Annotated in this window: 14 protein-coding genes and 1 tRNA gene; 11 read left to right on the top strand and 4 right to left on the bottom strand. The window is 36.2% G+C overall.

Annotated elements, in window-relative coordinates; all coding sequences use genetic code 11:
- Window positions 1-12 precede the first annotated feature (12 nt).
- On the bottom strand, window positions 13-420 hold the full coding sequence (locus tag THEYE_RS09100; protein ID WP_012545996.1) for an RDD family protein: 408 nt from the start codon (window positions 418-420) through the stop codon (window positions 13-15).
- Window positions 421-559: 139 nt separating this feature from the next.
- Here THEYE_RS09100 and THEYE_RS09095 point away from each other — a divergent pair, with 139 nt between their 5' ends.
- Entirely contained in the window at window positions 560-2,308 is a 1,749-nt protein-coding gene (locus THEYE_RS09095; protein ID WP_012545003.1) for a hypothetical protein, read from the top strand.
- Window positions 2,308-3,213 (top strand): signal recognition particle-docking protein FtsY, encoded by a 906-nt coding sequence (ftsY, locus tag THEYE_RS09090; RefSeq protein WP_012546073.1) that lies wholly within the window; start codon window positions 2,308-2,310, stop codon window positions 3,211-3,213. The genes THEYE_RS09095 and ftsY overlap by 1 nt, the downstream gene beginning before the upstream one ends.
- A gap of 3 nt (window positions 3,214-3,216) precedes the next feature.
- Here ftsY and THEYE_RS09085 read toward each other — a convergent pair.
- Window positions 3,217-3,290, bottom strand: a tRNA-Met gene (locus tag THEYE_RS09085).
- 45 nt (window positions 3,291-3,335) lie between these two features.
- On the opposite strand from THEYE_RS09085, the gene THEYE_RS09080 reads away from it, so the two are divergent.
- From THEYE_RS09080 to qmoC, 9 genes are all read left to right on the top strand, one after another.
- The gene (locus THEYE_RS09080) at window positions 3,336-3,950 is read left to right on the top strand and encodes an XTP/dITP diphosphatase (RefSeq protein WP_012545768.1); all 615 of its coding nucleotides are present in this window, start codon (window positions 3,336-3,338) and stop codon (window positions 3,948-3,950) included.
- Between the two features lie 86 nt (window positions 3,951-4,036).
- Entirely contained in the window at window positions 4,037-4,684 is a 648-nt protein-coding gene (locus THEYE_RS09075) for an adenylate kinase (RefSeq protein WP_012546790.1), read from the top strand.
- 18 nt (window positions 4,685-4,702) lie between these two features.
- A complete protein-coding gene (gene sat / locus THEYE_RS09070) occupies window positions 4,703-6,088 on the top strand; it encodes a sulfate adenylyltransferase (protein ID WP_012545431.1) in 1,386 nt (461 codons plus the stop codon).
- A gap of 12 nt (window positions 6,089-6,100) precedes the next feature.
- Window positions 6,101-6,502 (top strand): DUF6955 family protein, encoded by a 402-nt coding sequence (locus THEYE_RS09065; RefSeq protein ID WP_012546578.1) that lies wholly within the window; start codon window positions 6,101-6,103, stop codon window positions 6,500-6,502.
- Between the two features lie 26 nt (window positions 6,503-6,528).
- Complete coding sequence (aprB, locus tag THEYE_RS09060; RefSeq protein ID WP_012546160.1) at window positions 6,529-6,957, top strand: adenylyl-sulfate reductase subunit beta; 429 nt, start codon at window positions 6,529-6,531, stop codon at window positions 6,955-6,957.
- Window positions 6,958-6,981: 24 nt separating this feature from the next.
- Window positions 6,982-8,970 carry an adenylyl-sulfate reductase subunit alpha gene (gene aprA, locus THEYE_RS09055; RefSeq protein WP_012545315.1) on the top strand — a complete coding sequence of 663 codons (1,989 nt, stop codon included), beginning with the start codon at window positions 6,982-6,984 and terminating at the stop codon, window positions 8,968-8,970.
- Window positions 8,971-9,108: 138 nt separating this feature from the next.
- Window positions 9,109-10,356, top strand: coding sequence for a CoB--CoM heterodisulfide reductase iron-sulfur subunit A family protein (locus tag THEYE_RS09050; protein WP_012546111.1), 1,248 nt, complete (start codon window positions 9,109-9,111; stop codon window positions 10,354-10,356).
- 2 nt (window positions 10,357-10,358) lie between these two features.
- Window positions 10,359-12,593, top strand: a complete 2,235-nt coding sequence (locus THEYE_RS09045; protein WP_012545086.1) for an FAD-dependent oxidoreductase — start codon at window positions 10,359-10,361, stop codon at window positions 12,591-12,593.
- A gap of 11 nt (window positions 12,594-12,604) precedes the next feature.
- Entirely contained in the window at window positions 12,605-13,753 is a 1,149-nt protein-coding gene (qmoC, locus tag THEYE_RS09040) for a quinone-interacting membrane-bound oxidoreductase complex subunit QmoC (protein ID WP_012545389.1), read from the top strand.
- Window positions 13,754-13,788: 35 nt separating this feature from the next.
- On the opposite strand, the gene THEYE_RS09035 is transcribed toward qmoC, so the two are convergent.
- Window positions 13,789-14,973, bottom strand: a complete 1,185-nt coding sequence (locus tag THEYE_RS09035; protein ID WP_164924871.1) for a M16 family metallopeptidase — start codon at window positions 14,971-14,973, stop codon at window positions 13,789-13,791.
- A gap of 56 nt (window positions 14,974-15,029) precedes the next feature.
- Complete coding sequence (pnp, locus tag THEYE_RS09030) at window positions 15,030-17,162, bottom strand: polyribonucleotide nucleotidyltransferase (RefSeq protein ID WP_012545734.1); 2,133 nt, start codon at window positions 17,160-17,162, stop codon at window positions 15,030-15,032.
- Between the last annotated feature and the right edge of the window lie 4 nt (window positions 17,163-17,166).

Below are 17,166 nucleotides of genomic sequence, written 5' to 3'. Positions count from 1 at the left end.
AATATTTTAGAGTTATTCTTCTATTACTGAAGTCTTTGCCAGATAATCACCCAATCTTTTATTTTCAGAGTCACCTATAATGATAATAAATTCAAAAGCGAAAATTATGATACAAATTAACCAACCAATGATAGGTATAAGTAAGAAAAATAACGAAAAAGCTATTACTAAATTTCTGACGATAGAATCTCTGAAATCAGCATTACGCTGTCTTTCAATATTAATAACCCGTAAGCGTAGAAATTTTTTCCCAACACTACAGCCTTTAAATAAACCATCACTTATCAATAAATAGAAAATTCCTAAAAATATTCCTGCTTCACGAAAGGTTTTCCAAAGGACGATAACAATAATTAAATCAATTAATTTGGCAATCCCTCTAAAAAAAATAATACTATTTTTGGGCTGATTATTAACCATTTTTATTATTCTATTATTATTTTAAATATTCTATAATATATTAGCACTTGCCTCTTTTTTGTATAAACAATTATGATAGGATACAATAAAATTTATTGATAAAGCAAAAGCATGAATAGAAATTACAGAGGAGGGTAAAATGGGCAATAAAATTTTAAGGGGAAGTTGCTGGCTGTGCTGTAGTATTTTTTTATTGTTTTTTTACTGTATAACATTGGCTCACGGAGAAATTGTTGCTAAACCAGGAACTTTTGATCATTTCCAGATTGATGCTCCAGATGTATTAATAGCTGGTAATGAATATAAAATACTTATTTATGCACTTGATGCCTTTGGTAATCCTGTTAGCATGCCTTCGGATAGCATTAAAGAATATAAGCTAACCATAAAAGGTTCGGCAGTAATATCTCCTTCTCAGGTTAAATCAAATGAAATAACTCAAACAGGTTTTGTAATTAAATTTAAAGATGAGAAAGCAGAAGAGGCAGTAATATCACTTTATGAGGTTAATAGTCCTTTCCCTATAATTGAGAAAAGAATAAAGATTTTGCCAGCAGAAATATCCATACTTAATATAAAAGTTCCACCTTCAGTAAGAGTCGGCAATGATTTTGAAGCATTGATTTCAGGTAATGATAGATTTGGTAATATTGTTTGCAAAGAATTTAATCCAAAAGAGTTGAATCTATTTCTTAAAGGCGATGTTTCTCCACAGATAAAAGACATTCAGTACTTTCCTGATAGTTGCTATGTTAGGGTTAAACTTTTTTCAGAGAAAATTGGAATTTTTCATATTGAAGCAGATTTATTAAATAAAAAAGTTACAGGTAAAAGTGATAAAGTAGAAATTTTAAATGGCACAGTAAGAGCTTTTATTATTAATGCACCTGAAGAAGCTGTGGTGGATGAGCCTTTTGATATAACAATATTAGCAATTGACCAGTTTAATAATTTTGTTAAAGATTTTGCGGCTCAAAGAGAAAAAATAATTATAGAAGCACAGGGTAAGGGATATATTTTCCCCTCTGAATTAACATCTTATGCTTTTTCAGATGGAAAAGCAAAATTGAGCCTTCGTTATGATAGACCTGAAGACATAAAAATAGTAGCTAAGGTTGCCAATGATAACTCAATTAGAGGAGAAAGCAATATTGTAAAAATCGTGCCGCCGAAAGTAAAAAGATTTGAAGTAATTTCTCCTAATACAATTATTGCAGGGCAGAAATTTAAAATAAAAATTGTAGCCTATAATCATCTTGATAAGGTTATGTCAAACTATAATTTATATGGCAATACAGTTATTTTAAAATCATCAGGCTCAGGAACACTTACTCCAAACAAAGTTCCGCCATCAGAATTTGTAAATGGAGTTGCAACAGTAGAGGTAATGTATGATAAAGCAGAAAAATTTGAAATCTTTGCAACATTAGAAGAGAAGGAAATTCCTTCTAAAGAAATCAAAATTAGCGAAGAGAAAAAAGTTGAAAAACCGAAGAAAAAAGTAGTTAAAAAGAAGGAAACAAAAGATAGCAAAGGTAAAAAAAAGATTGTTGCATTAAAAGGTCAAGTTTTAGAGCTTAAAAATATCTCCCTTGTTGAAACAAAGAATGGTTGTGTATTGACTTTATTTATTCCAAATATAGAGAAACAAGGAGGCTATTATCCCAGGACAAAAAAAGTAGGCAGTACTATGTCAGTTATACTGGAAGTATATCCAGTGAGAAATAAATTAGAAACACCTGTAAAGATTGACTCAGAGTTTATAAAAGAGGTCTCTGTATCTGAGGACCAAAATAAAATTTTATTAAATATAGCTCTCAAAAAACCTCTCAAATATCGTCTTTTAAAGAAGAAGGATGAACTCATCGTAGAGTTCAGGAGAGGTTAATGGGTTTTCTTGATAAACTCAAAGAAAAATTAAGCAAGACAAAACAACATATTGTTGAAAAAATAGAAGCAGTAATCCCTATAGGAGGGAAAATAGATGAATCAACCATAGAAGAGATTGAAGAAATTCTTATTTCTTCAGATGTAGGAGTTAAAGCAACAGAAGAAATAACAGGTATACTAAGAAGAAAAATCAAAGAAGGCGGCATTAAAGACGCTTCAGATGTCAAAATAGTTCTTAAGGAAGAGCTTATAAATTTGCTTAAAAACAATACTTCTTTAAATTTGAAAAATACTCCTTCAATTATTCTTGTTGTAGGTGTAAATGGAGTTGGAAAAACAACAACAATAGGAAAACTGGGTTATAAATTTGTTAATGAAGGTAAAAGTGTTGTTTTTGCAGCCGCGGACACATTTAGGGCTGCGGCTATAGAGCAGCTTGAAATTTGGGCAAAAAAAGTAGGAGCGGATATTATTAAGCATAAAAGTGGTGCTGATCCAGCAGCTATTGCTTTTGATGCATTGGAACATGCTAAAGCACAAAACAAAGACATAGTGATTATAGATACAGCAGGAAGACTACATACAAAATCCCCTCTTATGGAAGAACTGAGAAAAATTAACAGGGTACTGAAAAAATCAATTCCTGAAGCACCTCATGAGACTTTACTTATTGTAGATGCTACAACAGGGCAGAATGCTATAAGACAAGCCTCTTTGTTTAATGAAGCTATAGGACTAACTGGTGTTGTTGTTACAAAGCTTGATGGAACAGCAAAAGGTGGGGTTATTTTTGCCATAAAAAAAGAGATAGGAATTCCTATTAAGTTAATCGGAATAGGCGAAGGAATTGATGATTTAAAAGAATTTATTCCACAAGAATTTGTAGAAGCTTTGTTTGATTGAAAATTGCGGGGAGAGGATTTGAACCTCTGACCTTCGGGTTATGAGCCCGACGAGCTACCAGACTGCTCCACCCCGCGAACAATTTTAATATAACTCAAATTTCGGAGAATTGTCAAATCTATATGAAAATAGTTATTGCTTCAAGAAACAGAAAAAAAATAGAAGAGTTAAAAAGAATTTTGCAAGGACTTGAAATTACTATTCTTTCTGTTAATGATTTTCCTGAACTTGAAGAAGTTAAGGAAGATGGATTAACTTTTGATGAAAATGCTTTAAAAAAAGCAAGATATGTTTGTCAACAAACTGGATTGCCTGCTCTTTCTGATGATTCAGGTTTGGAAGTTGAGGCATTAGGAGGCAGACCAGGTGTCAGATCAGCAAGATATGCAGGAGATGAGGCAAGTGATGATGATAACATCAAAAAACTTCTTGAAGAATTAGCAGGAGTTCCTTCAGAAAAGAGAACTGCGCAATTTGTGTGTTGCATTGCGCTGGTTTTTCCGGACGGGAAAGAGTATATCTTCTGGGGATATGTTAGAGGTAAAATCTCAGAGATTCCAAGAGGAACTCAGGGTTTTGGATATGATCCTGTATTTATACCCGAAGGATTTAAAAAAACATTTGCTGAAATGTCCCCCCATGAAAAAGATAAGATAAGTCATCGTAAAGAAGCACTTGACAAATTAAGAGATTTTTTGATAAAATTTGCCCCAATTTATAAGCAAAACTTATTATAAAATTATAAAAATTAAGTTGCTTTTTAACTCATAATAGGTTAAATTATAAACCAAAAGTTTAATTCTAACCCAAAAAGGAGGCTTCAATGAGATTAGTATTCTTGGGTGCTCCAGGAGCAGGCAAAGGTACTCAGGCAAAAAGATTAGTGGAAAAATATGGTATACCTCAGATTTCTACAGGAGATCTTCTCAGGGCAGCAGTTGCAGCAGGAACTCCGCTTGGTAAAGAAGCGAAAGCTTATATGGATAGAGGAGAACTTGTTCCTGACAAAGTTGTTCTTGGAATGGTTAAAGAGAGACTTTCTCAGAATGACTGCAAAAAAGGTTTTATTCTTGATGGTTTTCCAAGAAATGTTGCACAGGCAGAAGCTCTTGATAAAATGCTTTCTGAAATGAATATGCCTTTGGATTTAGCATTGAATCTGGATGTTCCTTTTGATGATCTTATGAAGAGGCTTACAGGAAGAAGAACCTGTAAGTCCTGCGGACAGATGTATAATGTATATTATTCGCCTTCCAAGGTAGAGGGTAAATGTGATAAATGTGGTGGAGAACTTTTCCAGAGAGATGATGATAAAGAAGAAACAATTAGAAAAAGACTTGAAGTCTACAGAGCTCAGACAGAGCCTTTAATTGATTATTATTCAAAAAAAGGAATTCTTAAAAGTGTTTCGGGCACAGGTAGTATAGATGAGATATTTAACAGTATCTGTGCAATCTTAGAAAAAAAGTAAATTAAAGGAGGGAAAGGTATGCCAGATGTAAGAATTAAAACACTGCCACCGCCACATGGTGGGAAGCTTGTTGAGAGGGTTGTCCGTGACCCTGAAATGGCAAGGAAGTTAATGCAAAAATGTTCTGCAGTTTACGACATCAAGCCTACTCTTTTTAAGGGCAATCCTGTAAGAAATGTTTACAGGGAAATTATGTCAGTATGTTATGGTTTCTTCAGTCCTGTTGAAGGTTCCATGACAAAAGCTGATTTGGAGAGTGTTCTTGAAAAAAGAAGACTCACAAGTGGATGGGTATTCCCCTATCCAATTCTTTTTGACATTTCAGAGGAAGACTTTAAAAAACTTGGGGTTGGAGCAGGTGACTGGCTCTTGCTCAGACTTAAGGGTGAACCCTTTGCAATCCTTGAAATTGAAGAGGTTTATGAGATTGCTCCTGGTGAAGTAGCAGTCAGAACTTTTGGAACTCCTGAGCATAATCCTGAGGTTGTTAAAGTTCCATTTGATCAGAAACATACAGGATATAACATTTATTGCTCATTGAATCCAATTATTCTTGCTGGAAAATATACGATAATTAATGAGCCTAAAATAAGACCACCATTTGATAGGTTCTGGTATCCACCAAAGAGATCAAGAGAAGAGTTTGAGAAAAGAGGATGGACAACAGTTATTGCTCACCAGACAAGAAATGTGCCTCATACAGGGCATGAAGCATTAATGAAAAATGCTGCATACATAGGTGATATAGAGCCTTCTCATGGTATTGTTGTTAATGCAATAGTCGGTGCGAAAAGAATTGGTGATTTTCCAGATGAAGCAATTGTAGAAGGTCATGAAATGGTTCATCTTGCTGGCTACATTAAGCCAGAGCGTCATCTTGTAACCTTCACACTCTGGGATATGAGATATGGTAATCCAATAGAGTCTCTCATTCATGCAGTAATCAGACAGAACATGGGAATTTCCTTCCATATGTTTGGAAGAGACCATGCAGCATTGGGTGAGTATTATGATATTTATGCAACTCAAATTCTCTGGTCTAAGGGCATTCCAAGCTTTGGATTTGATGCTCCACCTTATGCAGTTGAAGGTGGATTCTATCTAAGACCACAGAATATTGCTGAATTCTGGTATTGTCCAAAGTGCCTTGAATTCGCATACTCTGCAAATTGTAATCATAAAGGTATTTACTCAAGATATTCAGGAAGCTTCATCAGAGGACTTATAAATGAAGGAGTAACACCACCACCACAGATTTACAGACCTGAGGTTTATAAAGTTGTTGTAAAATGGTGGCAGAAGTTTGGATATCCATTTAATAATGAGAAGTATCTTAAAGAGAGAGAGGAGAGATTAGAAGTTGATCTCCCTCATATGGAACTTCCAGCTCACTTAAAAAAATAAAGGAGGTGAATAATGGCTAAATTTTTTGGCGTAATAATTGATGAGAAAAGATTAGCAGCTATAAAGGGAACCCCCCTTGAAGAAAAAGTTGAACCAATTTTTGGTGGAGCATTAAAGCGTTTGGTTATTGAAGTTCCTGATGAACTTGGACAGAAAGTAATTGAGCAGTTTGGTAAAGCAAGATTTGATGCAAGAGGATTCATTGAAGAAACACCTGCAGCATTCAAAAGATTAGTTTTTAAGAAAATAGTTGAGTTGAAGTCTTTAGGACCTGAAGTTATGGAAAAAGCTGTTGCAGAGATTCCATCAATTAAGGATGATGTTGCAAAGGAAGACAAAGAGCTTCCAGTTCCTGATATTGACATAAGTGATGTGCTGGAATTACAAAAAAATCCAGTGCAAAAACCAGCATAATAAAAACAAAAAAAGGAGGTTAAGCTATGCCAAGTTTTGTAATTCAAGAAAAGTGTGACGGCTGCAAAGCACAGGACAAGACTGCATGTCAGTACATCTGTCCCAATGACCTTATGACCTTAGACAGGGAAAAGATGAAGGCTTTCAACCAGGAGCCAGACCAGTGCTGGGAGTGCTATAACTGTGTAAAAATTTGCCCCCAGCAGGCAATTGAGGTAAGAGGTTATGCAGATTTCTGCCCTCTCGGTGCAAGCGTTATTCCTATGAGAGGTCAGGATGCAATCATGTGGACAATTAAATTCAGAAATGGCTCTATCAAGAGATTCAAATTCCCAATCAGACTTACCCCAGAAGGTTATTGGAATGCAGACAATATCTATGCAGGACTTCCTGATCCTGATTATGGAAAGATTAAAGGACCTGGCTACTTTAACTATGAAGCCAGAAAAGAGTAAAAATAAAGTATAAGGAGGGATAACATGGAAAAAGAGACTTGCACATTTTCATACTGTCAGAGACCTGATGTTGTTGAGGTCGAAACTGATTTTCTAATCATCGGTGGTGGAATGTCTGCTTGCGGTGCTGCATATGAAGCTGCAAGATGGGCAACACCAAAAGGAATTAAGGTAACACTTGTTGACAAAGCAGCAATGGACCGTTCTGGTGCAGTTGCAATGGGTCTTAGTGCTATTAACACCTATATTGGTGAGAACAAAGTTGTTGACTATGTAAAATATGTCCGTGCAGACTTAATGGGAATTATTCGTGAAGACCTTGTTTATGACCTTGGAAGACATGTTGACAATTCTGTTCATCTTTTTGAGGAATGGGGTCTCCCAATTTGGAAAAAGGGAGATGATGGATTTTCTCTTGATGGATTCCAGGCAAGAGATGCTGGAAAACCAGCACTCAAAGATGGTGGAGTGCCATGCCGTTCTGGAAAATGGCAGATAATGATTAATGGTGAATCCTATAAAGTAATAGTTGCTGAGGCTGCAAAAGCTGCCCTTGAATTCAACAGAAAGGCAACAGGACAGGCTCAGAATATTTATGAGAGAGTATTTATAGTAAAACTTCTCAAAGACGCAAAAGAGCCAAATAGAGTAGCAGGTGCTATTGGCTTTAGCGTAAGAGAAAATAAAATATATCTCTTCAAGGCAAAAGCAATTCTTGCAGGCTGCGGAGGCGCAGTTAATGTATTCAGACCAAGATCAAGCAGAGAAGGTCAGGGTAGAGCATGGTATCCAGTATGGAACTCTGGTTCTGGATACTATCTCGGAATGACCGTTGGTGCTGAGATGACAATGATGGAGAACAGATTTGTTCCTGCAAGATTTAAGGATGGATACGGTCCTGTTGGTGCATGGTTCCTCTTCTTTAAAGCAAAAGCAACAAATGCTCTTGGAGAGGATTATTGTGCAAAAGATATCCCTGAATTTAAAGAAGCAGTCCAGAAGTATGGTAAATGGGCAGAGGCTCTTGGAACAGCTATCAGAAACCATCTTATGATGCAGAGCATGAAACAGGGTAAAGGACCAATCCTTATGAATACCCATACTGCAATGCAGGAACTTGCAAAACAGATGGATGCCAAGAGACTCAAACACCTTGAAGCAGAAGCATGGGAAGACTTCCTTGATATGTGTATTGGTCAGGCAGGCCTGTGGGCAGCTCAAAATGTAGAACCTGATAAAGTACCATCTGAGATTATGCCAACAGAGCCTTATCTTCTTGGTTCACATGCTGGTTGCGCAGGCTTCTGGGTAAGCGGACCTGGAGACATTCCTGGAACACCAGCTGAGTGGTTCTGGGGCTACAACAGAATGAGCACAGTAAAAGGCTTGTTCATGTCTGGTGATATTGTTGGAGCATCAGGACACAAATTCTCCTCTGGTTCACATGCAGAGGGTAGAATTGCTGCAAAAGCAGCAATTGCATTTATTCTTGATAACTCAGGATATACACCAACAATAGCAGAAGATATTAATGCTCTTGCAGCAGAACTTTATCTGCCATTTGAGCTTTATGAAAAATACAAGACCTATTCCACTGATCCAAAGGTCAATCCATACTACATCAAACCTGACATGTATCAGGCAAGACTTCAGAAAATTGCTGACGAATACTTCGGTGGATGTGGAACATGGTATATGACCTCAAAAACAATGATAGAGGAAGGTCTTAATAAGCTGCAACTTCTCAAAGAAGATGCTTCAAGACTTGCAGCAGCAAATCTCCATGAACTTCTCCGTTGTTGGGAGAATGTTCACAGAACACTCTCACTTGAGGCTCATGCAAGACACATTCTCTTTAGAGAAGAATCCCGTTATCCTGGCTACTACTACAGAGGTGATTTTGATTTTGTTGATGACAATAACTGGCGTGCATTTGTCAATTCAGTTTATGATCCAGCAACAGATACATTTACTCTTAAGAAAGTTCCATACGTTCAGATATTCCCAGACTAATACAGTTGAGTTAGGGAGGGGGATTTCCCCTCCCTTTAATTTTAAACAATTGAAAACACATGATAATAAAAATTCGTAATGCAGTTAAAACTGTATTACGAATTTTTATGTTTAAGAATCAAATAAAGGAGGCTGAGTATGAGTGCTGAAACAAATCGCATCTTGGTAATTGGTGGCGGGTTCAGTGGTTTAACTGCTGGCATAGAGGCTGCCGAGACAGGTGCTGAAGTTATTATAGTTGAAAAAAATCCTTATCTCGGCGGAAGAGTTGCCCAGTTAAATAAATATTTCCCGAAAATATGCCCACCATTATGCGGACTTGAGATTAATTTCCGTCGTATCAAAGTAAATCCTTCAGTTACATTTTATACAATGGCTGAAGTAGAATCTATTTCTGGTAACCCTGGTGACTATACTGTAAAAATTAAACTTAATCCAAGATATGTGAATGAAAACTGTACAGCATGTAATGCATGTGCAGAAGTCTGTCCTGTTGAAAAAGATAGTGATTTTAATTTTGGTTTAAACAAAACAAAGGCTATCTATCTTCCTTTTGAACAATCATTTCCTTTAAGATATGTTGTTGATAGAACAGCTTGTCCAAAAGATTGTCCTGCTCCATGTGTTGAAGCCTGCAAATATAATGCTATTGATTTAAATATGCAACCTGAAACAATAGAAGTTAAGGTTGATTCTATTGTTGTTGCTACAGGCTGGAAACCCTATGATGCTACAAAGATAGATAATCTTAATTTTGGAAAGGTTAAAAATGTAATAACAAATATGATGCTTGAAAGACTTGCATCTAAAAATGGACCTACTGGAGGACAAATTTTAAGACCTTCTGATGGAAAACCTGTTGAAAAAATAGCCTTTGTTCAGTGTGCTGGTAGTAGAGATGAAAATCATCTGCCTTTCTGTTCCTATATCTGTTGTCTTGCCTCTTTAAAACATACTCTTTATATTAAAGAGCAGAATCCTGACGCAGAGGTGAATATCTTTTATATTGACATAAGAACACCTGGTAGATATGAGAAATTTTTCAATCAGGTTAAAGAACAATCTGGGGTTAATCTTATTAAAGGTAAGGTGGCTGCAGTTGAACAGGATAAGGATTCAGATGATGTTATTGTAACTGCAGAAGATATGCTGAATGGAGAAAAGATAAGAAAGAAAGTAGATATGGTAGTTCTTGCCACAGGGATGCAGCCAGAGGGCATTGAAATAAAAGTTCCGGGGCTTAAATATGCAATAGATGGCTTTGTGGTTGATGCTGAAGGTATATACTCTGCAGGTTGTGCAAAAGCTCCAATGGATGTGGCAGGTTGTGGAAAGGATGCAACATCTGCTGCCCTCAAGGCAATTCAGACTGGAGTAAGGAGGTAATTATGGAAAAGAAAATAGGTCTATATATCTGCAAAGGCTGTGGTATAGGAGAAGCAGTTGATGTTGAAAAAATTCAAAACATAGGTAAAAATGCTTTGAGAGTTCCTGTTGTACAGGTACATGATGTTTTTTGTAGCCGTGAAGGTATTGATTTAATAAAAAAAGATATTGCTGAGCAGGGTGTAAACTCCATAGTAATTGCTGGCTGTTCTCCAAGAGTTAAAACTTATGAGTTTAGTTTCCCCGGTTGTTTTGTTGAGAGAGTTCCATTAAGAGAGCTTGCTGTATGGACAATTGAAGCTCCAGAAGAAAAACAGCTTGCCGCTGAAGATTATATCAAAATGGGAGTTATTAAAGCTCAAAAAGGAGAAATTCCAGAGCCTTATATTATTGAGACTGTTAAATCAATACTCGTTGTTGGCGGCGGAATTTCTGGGATGACAGCTGCTACAGAGGCAGCAAAAGCAGGATATGATGTTGTTCTTGTTGAGAAGGAGTCTGAACTTGGCGGATTTGCAAGAAAACTTTACAAAAGAGTGCCAACTGATGATTATACAAAAGGAGTTCTTGGTGACGTCAATCTTGAGCCGCTTATAAATGAAGTTACATCAAATCCAAAAATTAAGGTTTATACCTCCTCAAAGATTGAAAAGATTGATGGGCAACCAGGAGATTTTGATGTAACAATATCTAAAAATGGCTCCACTGAAACTATAAAAATAGGTGCAATAATTCAGGCAACTGGATGGAAGCCATACGATGCTAAGAAACTTACAAAGAAATATGGATATGGTAAATTCAAGGATGTGGTAACAAACTTTGAGTTTGAAGAACTTGCAAAGAAGAATAAAGGAGTAATTAAGAGACCCTCTGATGAAAGAGTGGTTAAAACAGTTTTATTTGTTCAGTGTGCTGGGCAGAGGGATCCTGAGCATATTCCTTACTGTTCAGGAATGTGTTGCGCAACAACTCTTAAGCAGGCAAGATATGTAACAGACGGTAATTCAGATGCTACAGCAATGGTTATTTACAAGGATATAAGAACACCTGGAAAACTTGAATATTACTATAAGGAAGCTCAGAACACCCCAGGAGTCATGCTTGCAAAAGGAGAGGTTACAGGGATAAGAGAAGAATACGACAAATTAGTGGTTACTGTAGAGGATTCTCTTCTTGGAGATAAAGCAGAAATAGAAGCAGAGATGGTTGTTCTTGCAACAGGAATGGTTCCAACAACAAAAGAGCCACAGGATTATCTCATAGGACTTGCAGAGGCAGCTGCGAAAGGAGATGAAGCAAAGGCAAAATACATTGAAACAACTAAAAAGCCAGAGTTTATTCTTAACTTGGGATATCGCCAAGGTCCTGAACTTCCTTTTTTGGAAGGAGGATTTGGCTTTGTTGATTCCAACTTTATCTGTTTCCAATATGAAACCCGCAGAACAGGTATATATGCAGTTGGACCAGTTCGTCAACCTATGAACATGACTGAGGCACAGGAAGATGCAAAGGGTGCTGCATTGAAGGCAATTCAGTGTGTGGAGCATGTCGCAAAGGGAATAGCAGTTCATCCAAGAGCGTGGGATACTTCATTCCCTGAGCCAAATCTTACAAAGTGCACAGCCTGTAAGCGTTGTACAGAAGAGTGCCCATTTGGTGCAATTGATGAGGATGAAAAAGGTGTTCCATTTTACAAGCCTAATAGATGCCGTAGATGCGGAACATGTATGGGTGCATGCCCAGAGAGAATCGTTTCCTTTAAAGACTATAGTGTTGACATGATTGGAACAATGCTAAAGAATGTTTCAGTTCCAAGCGAGGATGATAGACCTCGTATTATAGTGCTTTGTTGCGAAAATGACGCATTCCCAGCAACAGAGACAGCAGCGCTTCATAGACTTAAGCTTGATCCTGCATTAAGATTTATCCAGCTTAGATGTCTTGGTTCTATGAATCTTGTCTGGATCGCAGACGCTTTATCAAAAGGAGTTGATGGAATGCTCCTTCTTGGATGTAAGTTCGGTGAAAATTATCAATGTCATTTTGCTAAAGGAAGCGAGCTTGCAAAATACAGACTTGGTAAGGTTCAGGAAACTCTTGATAGGCTTCAGCTTGAATCAGACAGAGTGCAGATGTATGAAGTGGCAATTGATGAGTACTGGAGAATTCCATCAATAATAGATGAGTTTATGGAGAAAATCAGACAAATCGGTCCAAATCCATTTAAGGGCTTCTAAGGAGGGAAGACATGGACAAACCAGTAAAACCAGATTTGAATTTTGCAAAAGAGATTATAAAAGCAGGCGGAGAGTCATTGAAAAAATGTTATCAATGCTCTACTTGCACTGTCGTATGCCCGCTTTCACCTGACAAAGCACCTTTTCCCAGAAAAGAGATGCTTTATGCCCAATGGGGAATTAAAGAGAAGCTTTTCCAGAATCCTGATATATGGCTATGCCACCACTGTGGAGACTGTACTGCATACTGTCCCAGAGGAGCAAAACCTGGTGAAGTTTTAGGTGCTGTTAGAAAATTGATGATACAAAACTATTCGCCACCGAGCTTTCTTGCTAAATGGGTATCAGACCCAAAATATCTACTTCTTATATTTCTGATTCCGCTTTTACTTTTTCTTGGAGAGATGGCTATTCTTGGATACTTTAGTGGAACTGAGATTCCCAGGGGTGAGAATGGTGAGATTTCTTACGTAGCATTTTTGCCTGCTGTTCCATGGATAGATGTTCCATTTATGGCATTAGCAGCATTTGCAATAATCTGTTTCTACAATGGAGTTAAACGATACTGGCTTGATCTTGCATCTGTAGCAGAGGTTAAACGTAAGGATATATATGGCTGTATATATGAAACTATAAAAGACGTATTGTTGCACAAAAAATTTCAACTCTGCGGTGTAAATAAAGGTAGATATACAGCTCACATTCTTGTTCTTTATGCTTTTATCGGACTGGCGATAACAACAGGTATAGCTGCTTTCTATGAATGGGTTCTGAGATGGGAGTCTCCATATCCACAAACAAATATTGTAAAAATTATAGGCAATATTAGCGGAATAGCTCTTATTATTGGAATGTTTCTGGTTATCGTCAACAGAAGTAAAAATGCTGTAAAACAGGGTATGGGAAGCTATTTTGACTGGTTATTGATTACTATAATTGCAGGAGTAGGAGTTACAGGATTTCTTGCAGAAATTTTGAGACTTGCTGAAGCGGAAACTCTTGGATATGCATCCTACATTGCTCATCTTGTATTTGTATTTGCTCTCTTTGCATATGCTCCTCATTCAAAGATGGCTCATATGGTTTACAGAGCTACAGCAATGGTTTTTGCAAAGGCTTCTTTAAGAGAAGAAGCTATTAAACAAGAAGAAGCTGCTTAATTGATTTAAAGTAGGGGCGGGGTTATCCGCCCTTTTTATTTTTCAATGTAAATTTCTTTTTCACTTATAGGACCAAGAATTGTTATTGAGAAATTTTTCTCCTTTAAAATGGAAGCTATATTTTTCAGTTCTTTAAATGAGACTGTTTCAATTTGTTTTATTTGCTGTTCAATGCTGTAAGACTCTTCAAGATACAATTCCTGATATGCTAAATTATGCATAATAGAGCTTGGTGATTCAGAAGAAAAAAGAATTTGAGATATAACTTGAGTTTTTGCTCTATCCATTTCTTCTTTTTTTAAGTTTTCAGGAATCTGTTTTAGTATTTTAAAGATTGTTTCAATTATTTTATTTATTTTCTTACGGTCACAAGCTGTATAAATACCAAATACACCTGCATCATAATAGAATGAAGTAAAAGAATAAATATTGTAGACCCACCCTTGTTTTTCTCTTATTTCCTGAAATAGTCTTGAACTAACACTTCCGCCAATAATGCAGTTAAGTAGGGTTAAAGCATGCCTGTAAGGACTTTTAAAGGGGAAAGTATCAAATCCTATGCACAGATGGATTTCATTTAAATCCTTCTCATGTACCTTAAGACAAGAAGAGAAATTTGCATTATTAATTACTGGAGATTTATTAGAAGTTTTAGCTGTAATATTTTTTTCAAGACATTCAATTAATTTTTTTTCTTCAAAATTTCCAGCACAGCTTATTATACAGTTGTTTATTCCATAGAAATTGTTATAACAGTCAATGATATCTTTTCTGGTTATTTCTGATACTGTGGACTCTTTACCAAGAATTGGTTGTCCTAAGCCATCAGGAAATGAGTTTTCCATAAAAAGATCATGAATCAATTCATCAGGAGTATCATTTATTGTTCTGATTTCATCAAGTATAACTGAACGTTCTTTTTCTATTTCCTGTTCAGGAAATAGAGGGTTTGAATAAATGTCTCCAATTAGTTCTATAGCTTTGCATATAGATGAATCAAGGACTTTTATATATAGCGCTGTAAATTCTCTTGATGTAAAAGCATTTATATCTCCACCCATGCTGTCAATTTCAAAAGATATGTCCCGAGCATTTCTCTTTGAAGTTCCCTGAAAGAAGAGATGTTCTATAAAATGTGATAATCCATTTTTTGAAGAACTTTCATGCCTGGCTCCATGCTTTATCCATATACCAAGAACAAAAGACCTGTAATAATTCATTTTATTCATTATTACAGGGAGGTTTGAGGAAAGATAAGTTTTTTTTATCATCAGAATTATGTTTTTGTGGCAGTTCTGTTTTCTATTTCTCGGAGTGCTTCTTTTCTACTGAGACGAACTCTTCCGAGTTCATCAATTTCAATTACTTTAACAGGAATTTGTTCTCCTGTTTTTAATACCTCTGATACTTTTTGAATCCTTTTATCAGCAATTTGGGATATATGTAGTAATCCTTCAACTCCTGGCATGATTTCAACAAATGCCCCGAAGTCTACTATTCTTGTTACCTTACCCATATAGATTCTTCCGAGTTCAGCTTCTTGAGTGATTCCTTTGATAATTTCAATTGCTTTTTGTGCAGCAGATTCATTAGAAGAAGCTATTTTAACAATTCCTTCTTTGTCTTCAATATCTATTTTAACTCCTGTTTCTTCTATAATTCCTTTAATTACCTTACCACCTGTCCCAATAATATCTCTAATTTTTTCAGGTTTAACCTGTATTTTGTATATTCTTGGAGCATATAAAGAAAGCTCTTTTTTAGGTTCAGAAATAGTTTCAGCCATTTTTTTAAGTATGAATAATCTTGCCTGTTTTGCTTGTTTAAGAGCTTTTTTAAATATTTCATAACTGATTCCAGAGATTTTTACATCCATCTGGAAGGCTGTTATACCTTTTTCAGTTCCTGCTACTTTGAAATCCATGTCACCATAATGGTCTTCCATTCCGAGAATATCAGTAAGCACAACAGTTTTGTCTCCCTCTTTGATAAGCCCCATCGCAACTCCTGCAACAGGTGCTTTTATAGGAACTCCAGCGTCCATGAGAGAAAGAGTTGCTCCGCATACAGTTGCCATTGATGATGAACCATTTGATTCAAGAATATCTGATACAACTCTTATTGTATACGGGAATTCATCCTTAGAAGGAATTACATAGCTCAATGCTCTTTCTGCAAGATAACCATGCCCAATTTCTCTTCTTCCTGGTGCCCGTAAAGGTTTAACTTCTCCAACACTGAAAGGTAAAAAGTTGTAATGTAGCATAAAGGTTTTAAATATTTCTCCTTCAAGAGAATCAACTTTTTGTTCATCTTCTGATGTACCAAGAGTAGTTGCAACAAGAGCTTGAGTTTCTCCTCTTGTGAATAAAGCAGAACCATGAACTCTTGGCAAGATTCCAATCATGCATGTAATAGGTCTTATTTCATCGGACTTTCTGCCGTCCGCTCTTATCCCTTTTTTTACAATTGACTCACGCATAAATTTTTTGATTACTTTATCAAAAGCATTAGTGATTTCTAATGATATATCTTTGTCAAAATTACCATATAATTTCTGCCGAAACTCTTCTGTATTTAAGTTCTGCAGACATTCATTAAGGAGTTCATCAAGGGCTTGTTGCCTTTCAACTTTTTTGGGAAGAAACAAGGCATTTTCAATTTTTCCTCCAATGATATTTAAGATTGCTTTTTGAATCTCTTCATCTCCATTAAGTGAAATAATTTCTCTTTTTGGTTTGCCTGATAATTGTTGAAGTTTTTTTTGCAGGGCTATTATTTTTTTTATATGAGTATGAGCAAATTTCAAGGCTTCTACAAGAGTCTCTTCAGAGCATTCTGCAGCTCCTCCTTCAACCATGGTTACTGCTTCTTCTGTACCTGCAACTACTAAATTAAGGATGCTTTTTTCAGCTTCGTCATTGTCAGGATTTAAAATGAATTCTTCTTCAACCATTCCAACTCTTACAGCTGCAACAGGTCCATTAAATGGAATATCAGATATGGTTAAAGCAGATGAAATCCCGATTATACTTAAAATATCAGCAATATTTTCATCTCCGTAGGAAAGAACAGATGCTATTCCTTGAGTTTCATAGTTGAATCCGTCAGGGAAAAGAGGTCTTACAGGTCTGTCAATTAAACGGGAAACCAGAATCTCTCTATCAGTTGGTTTACCCTCTCTTTTAAAAAAACCTCCAGGTATTTTACCTGCTGAGTAAGCTTTTTCCTGATAATCAATTGTCAGCGGAACAAAATCTAATCCTTCTTTAGGTGTTTTTTCTGCAACCACGGTGCATAATACATATGTGTCTCCATATTTTGCTAAAACAGAGCCATTTGTTTGCTTTGCAAAAATGCCTGTTTGTAAAACAAGTTTTTTCCCTTTAATTTCAAGTTCTACTTCCACATTC

It is taken from the genome of Thermodesulfovibrio yellowstonii DSM 11347 (assembly GCF_000020985.1).
Taxonomy (GTDB): domain Bacteria; phylum Nitrospirota; class Thermodesulfovibrionia; order Thermodesulfovibrionales; family Thermodesulfovibrionaceae; genus Thermodesulfovibrio; species Thermodesulfovibrio yellowstonii.
The sequence above is the reverse complement of the archived record's forward strand: the minus strand, read 5'-3'. Positions and strand labels throughout refer to the sequence as shown.

What these genes read in the sequence shown, in the direction of transcription:
- THEYE_RS09050 (WP_012546111.1), top strand. Translation starts at nt 9,109, where the DNA reads ATGAGTGCTGAAACAAATCGCATCTTGGTAATTGGTGGCGGGTTCAGT.
- THEYE_RS09075 (WP_012546790.1), top strand. Translation starts at nt 4,037, where the DNA reads ATGAGATTAGTATTCTTGGGTGCTCCAGGAGCAGGCAAAGGTACTCAG.
- aprB (WP_012546160.1), top strand. Translation starts at nt 6,529, where the DNA reads ATGCCAAGTTTTGTAATTCAAGAAAAGTGTGACGGCTGCAAAGCACAG.
- aprA (WP_012545315.1), top strand. Translation starts at nt 6,982, where the DNA reads ATGGAAAAAGAGACTTGCACATTTTCATACTGTCAGAGACCTGATGTT.
- qmoC (WP_012545389.1), top strand. Translation starts at nt 12,605, where the DNA reads ATGGACAAACCAGTAAAACCAGATTTGAATTTTGCAAAAGAGATTATA.
- THEYE_RS09065 (WP_012546578.1), top strand. Translation starts at nt 6,101, where the DNA reads ATGGCTAAATTTTTTGGCGTAATAATTGATGAGAAAAGATTAGCAGCT.
- THEYE_RS09095 (WP_012545003.1), top strand. Translation starts at nt 560, where the DNA reads ATGGGCAATAAAATTTTAAGGGGAAGTTGCTGGCTGTGCTGTAGTATT.
- THEYE_RS09100 (WP_012545996.1), bottom strand. Translation starts at nt 420, where the DNA reads ATGGTTAATAATCAGCCCAAAAATAGTATTATTTTTTTTAGAGGGATT.
- THEYE_RS09045 (WP_012545086.1), top strand. Translation starts at nt 10,359, where the DNA reads ATGGAAAAGAAAATAGGTCTATATATCTGCAAAGGCTGTGGTATAGGA.
- THEYE_RS09035 (WP_164924871.1), bottom strand. Translation starts at nt 14,973, where the DNA reads ATGAATTATTACAGGTCTTTTGTTCTTGGTATATGGATAAAGCATGGA.
- ftsY (WP_012546073.1), top strand. Translation starts at nt 2,308, where the DNA reads ATGGGTTTTCTTGATAAACTCAAAGAAAAATTAAGCAAGACAAAACAA.
- sat (WP_012545431.1), top strand. Translation starts at nt 4,703, where the DNA reads ATGCCAGATGTAAGAATTAAAACACTGCCACCGCCACATGGTGGGAAG.
- THEYE_RS09080 (WP_012545768.1), top strand. Translation starts at nt 3,336, where the DNA reads ATGAAAATAGTTATTGCTTCAAGAAACAGAAAAAAAATAGAAGAGTTA.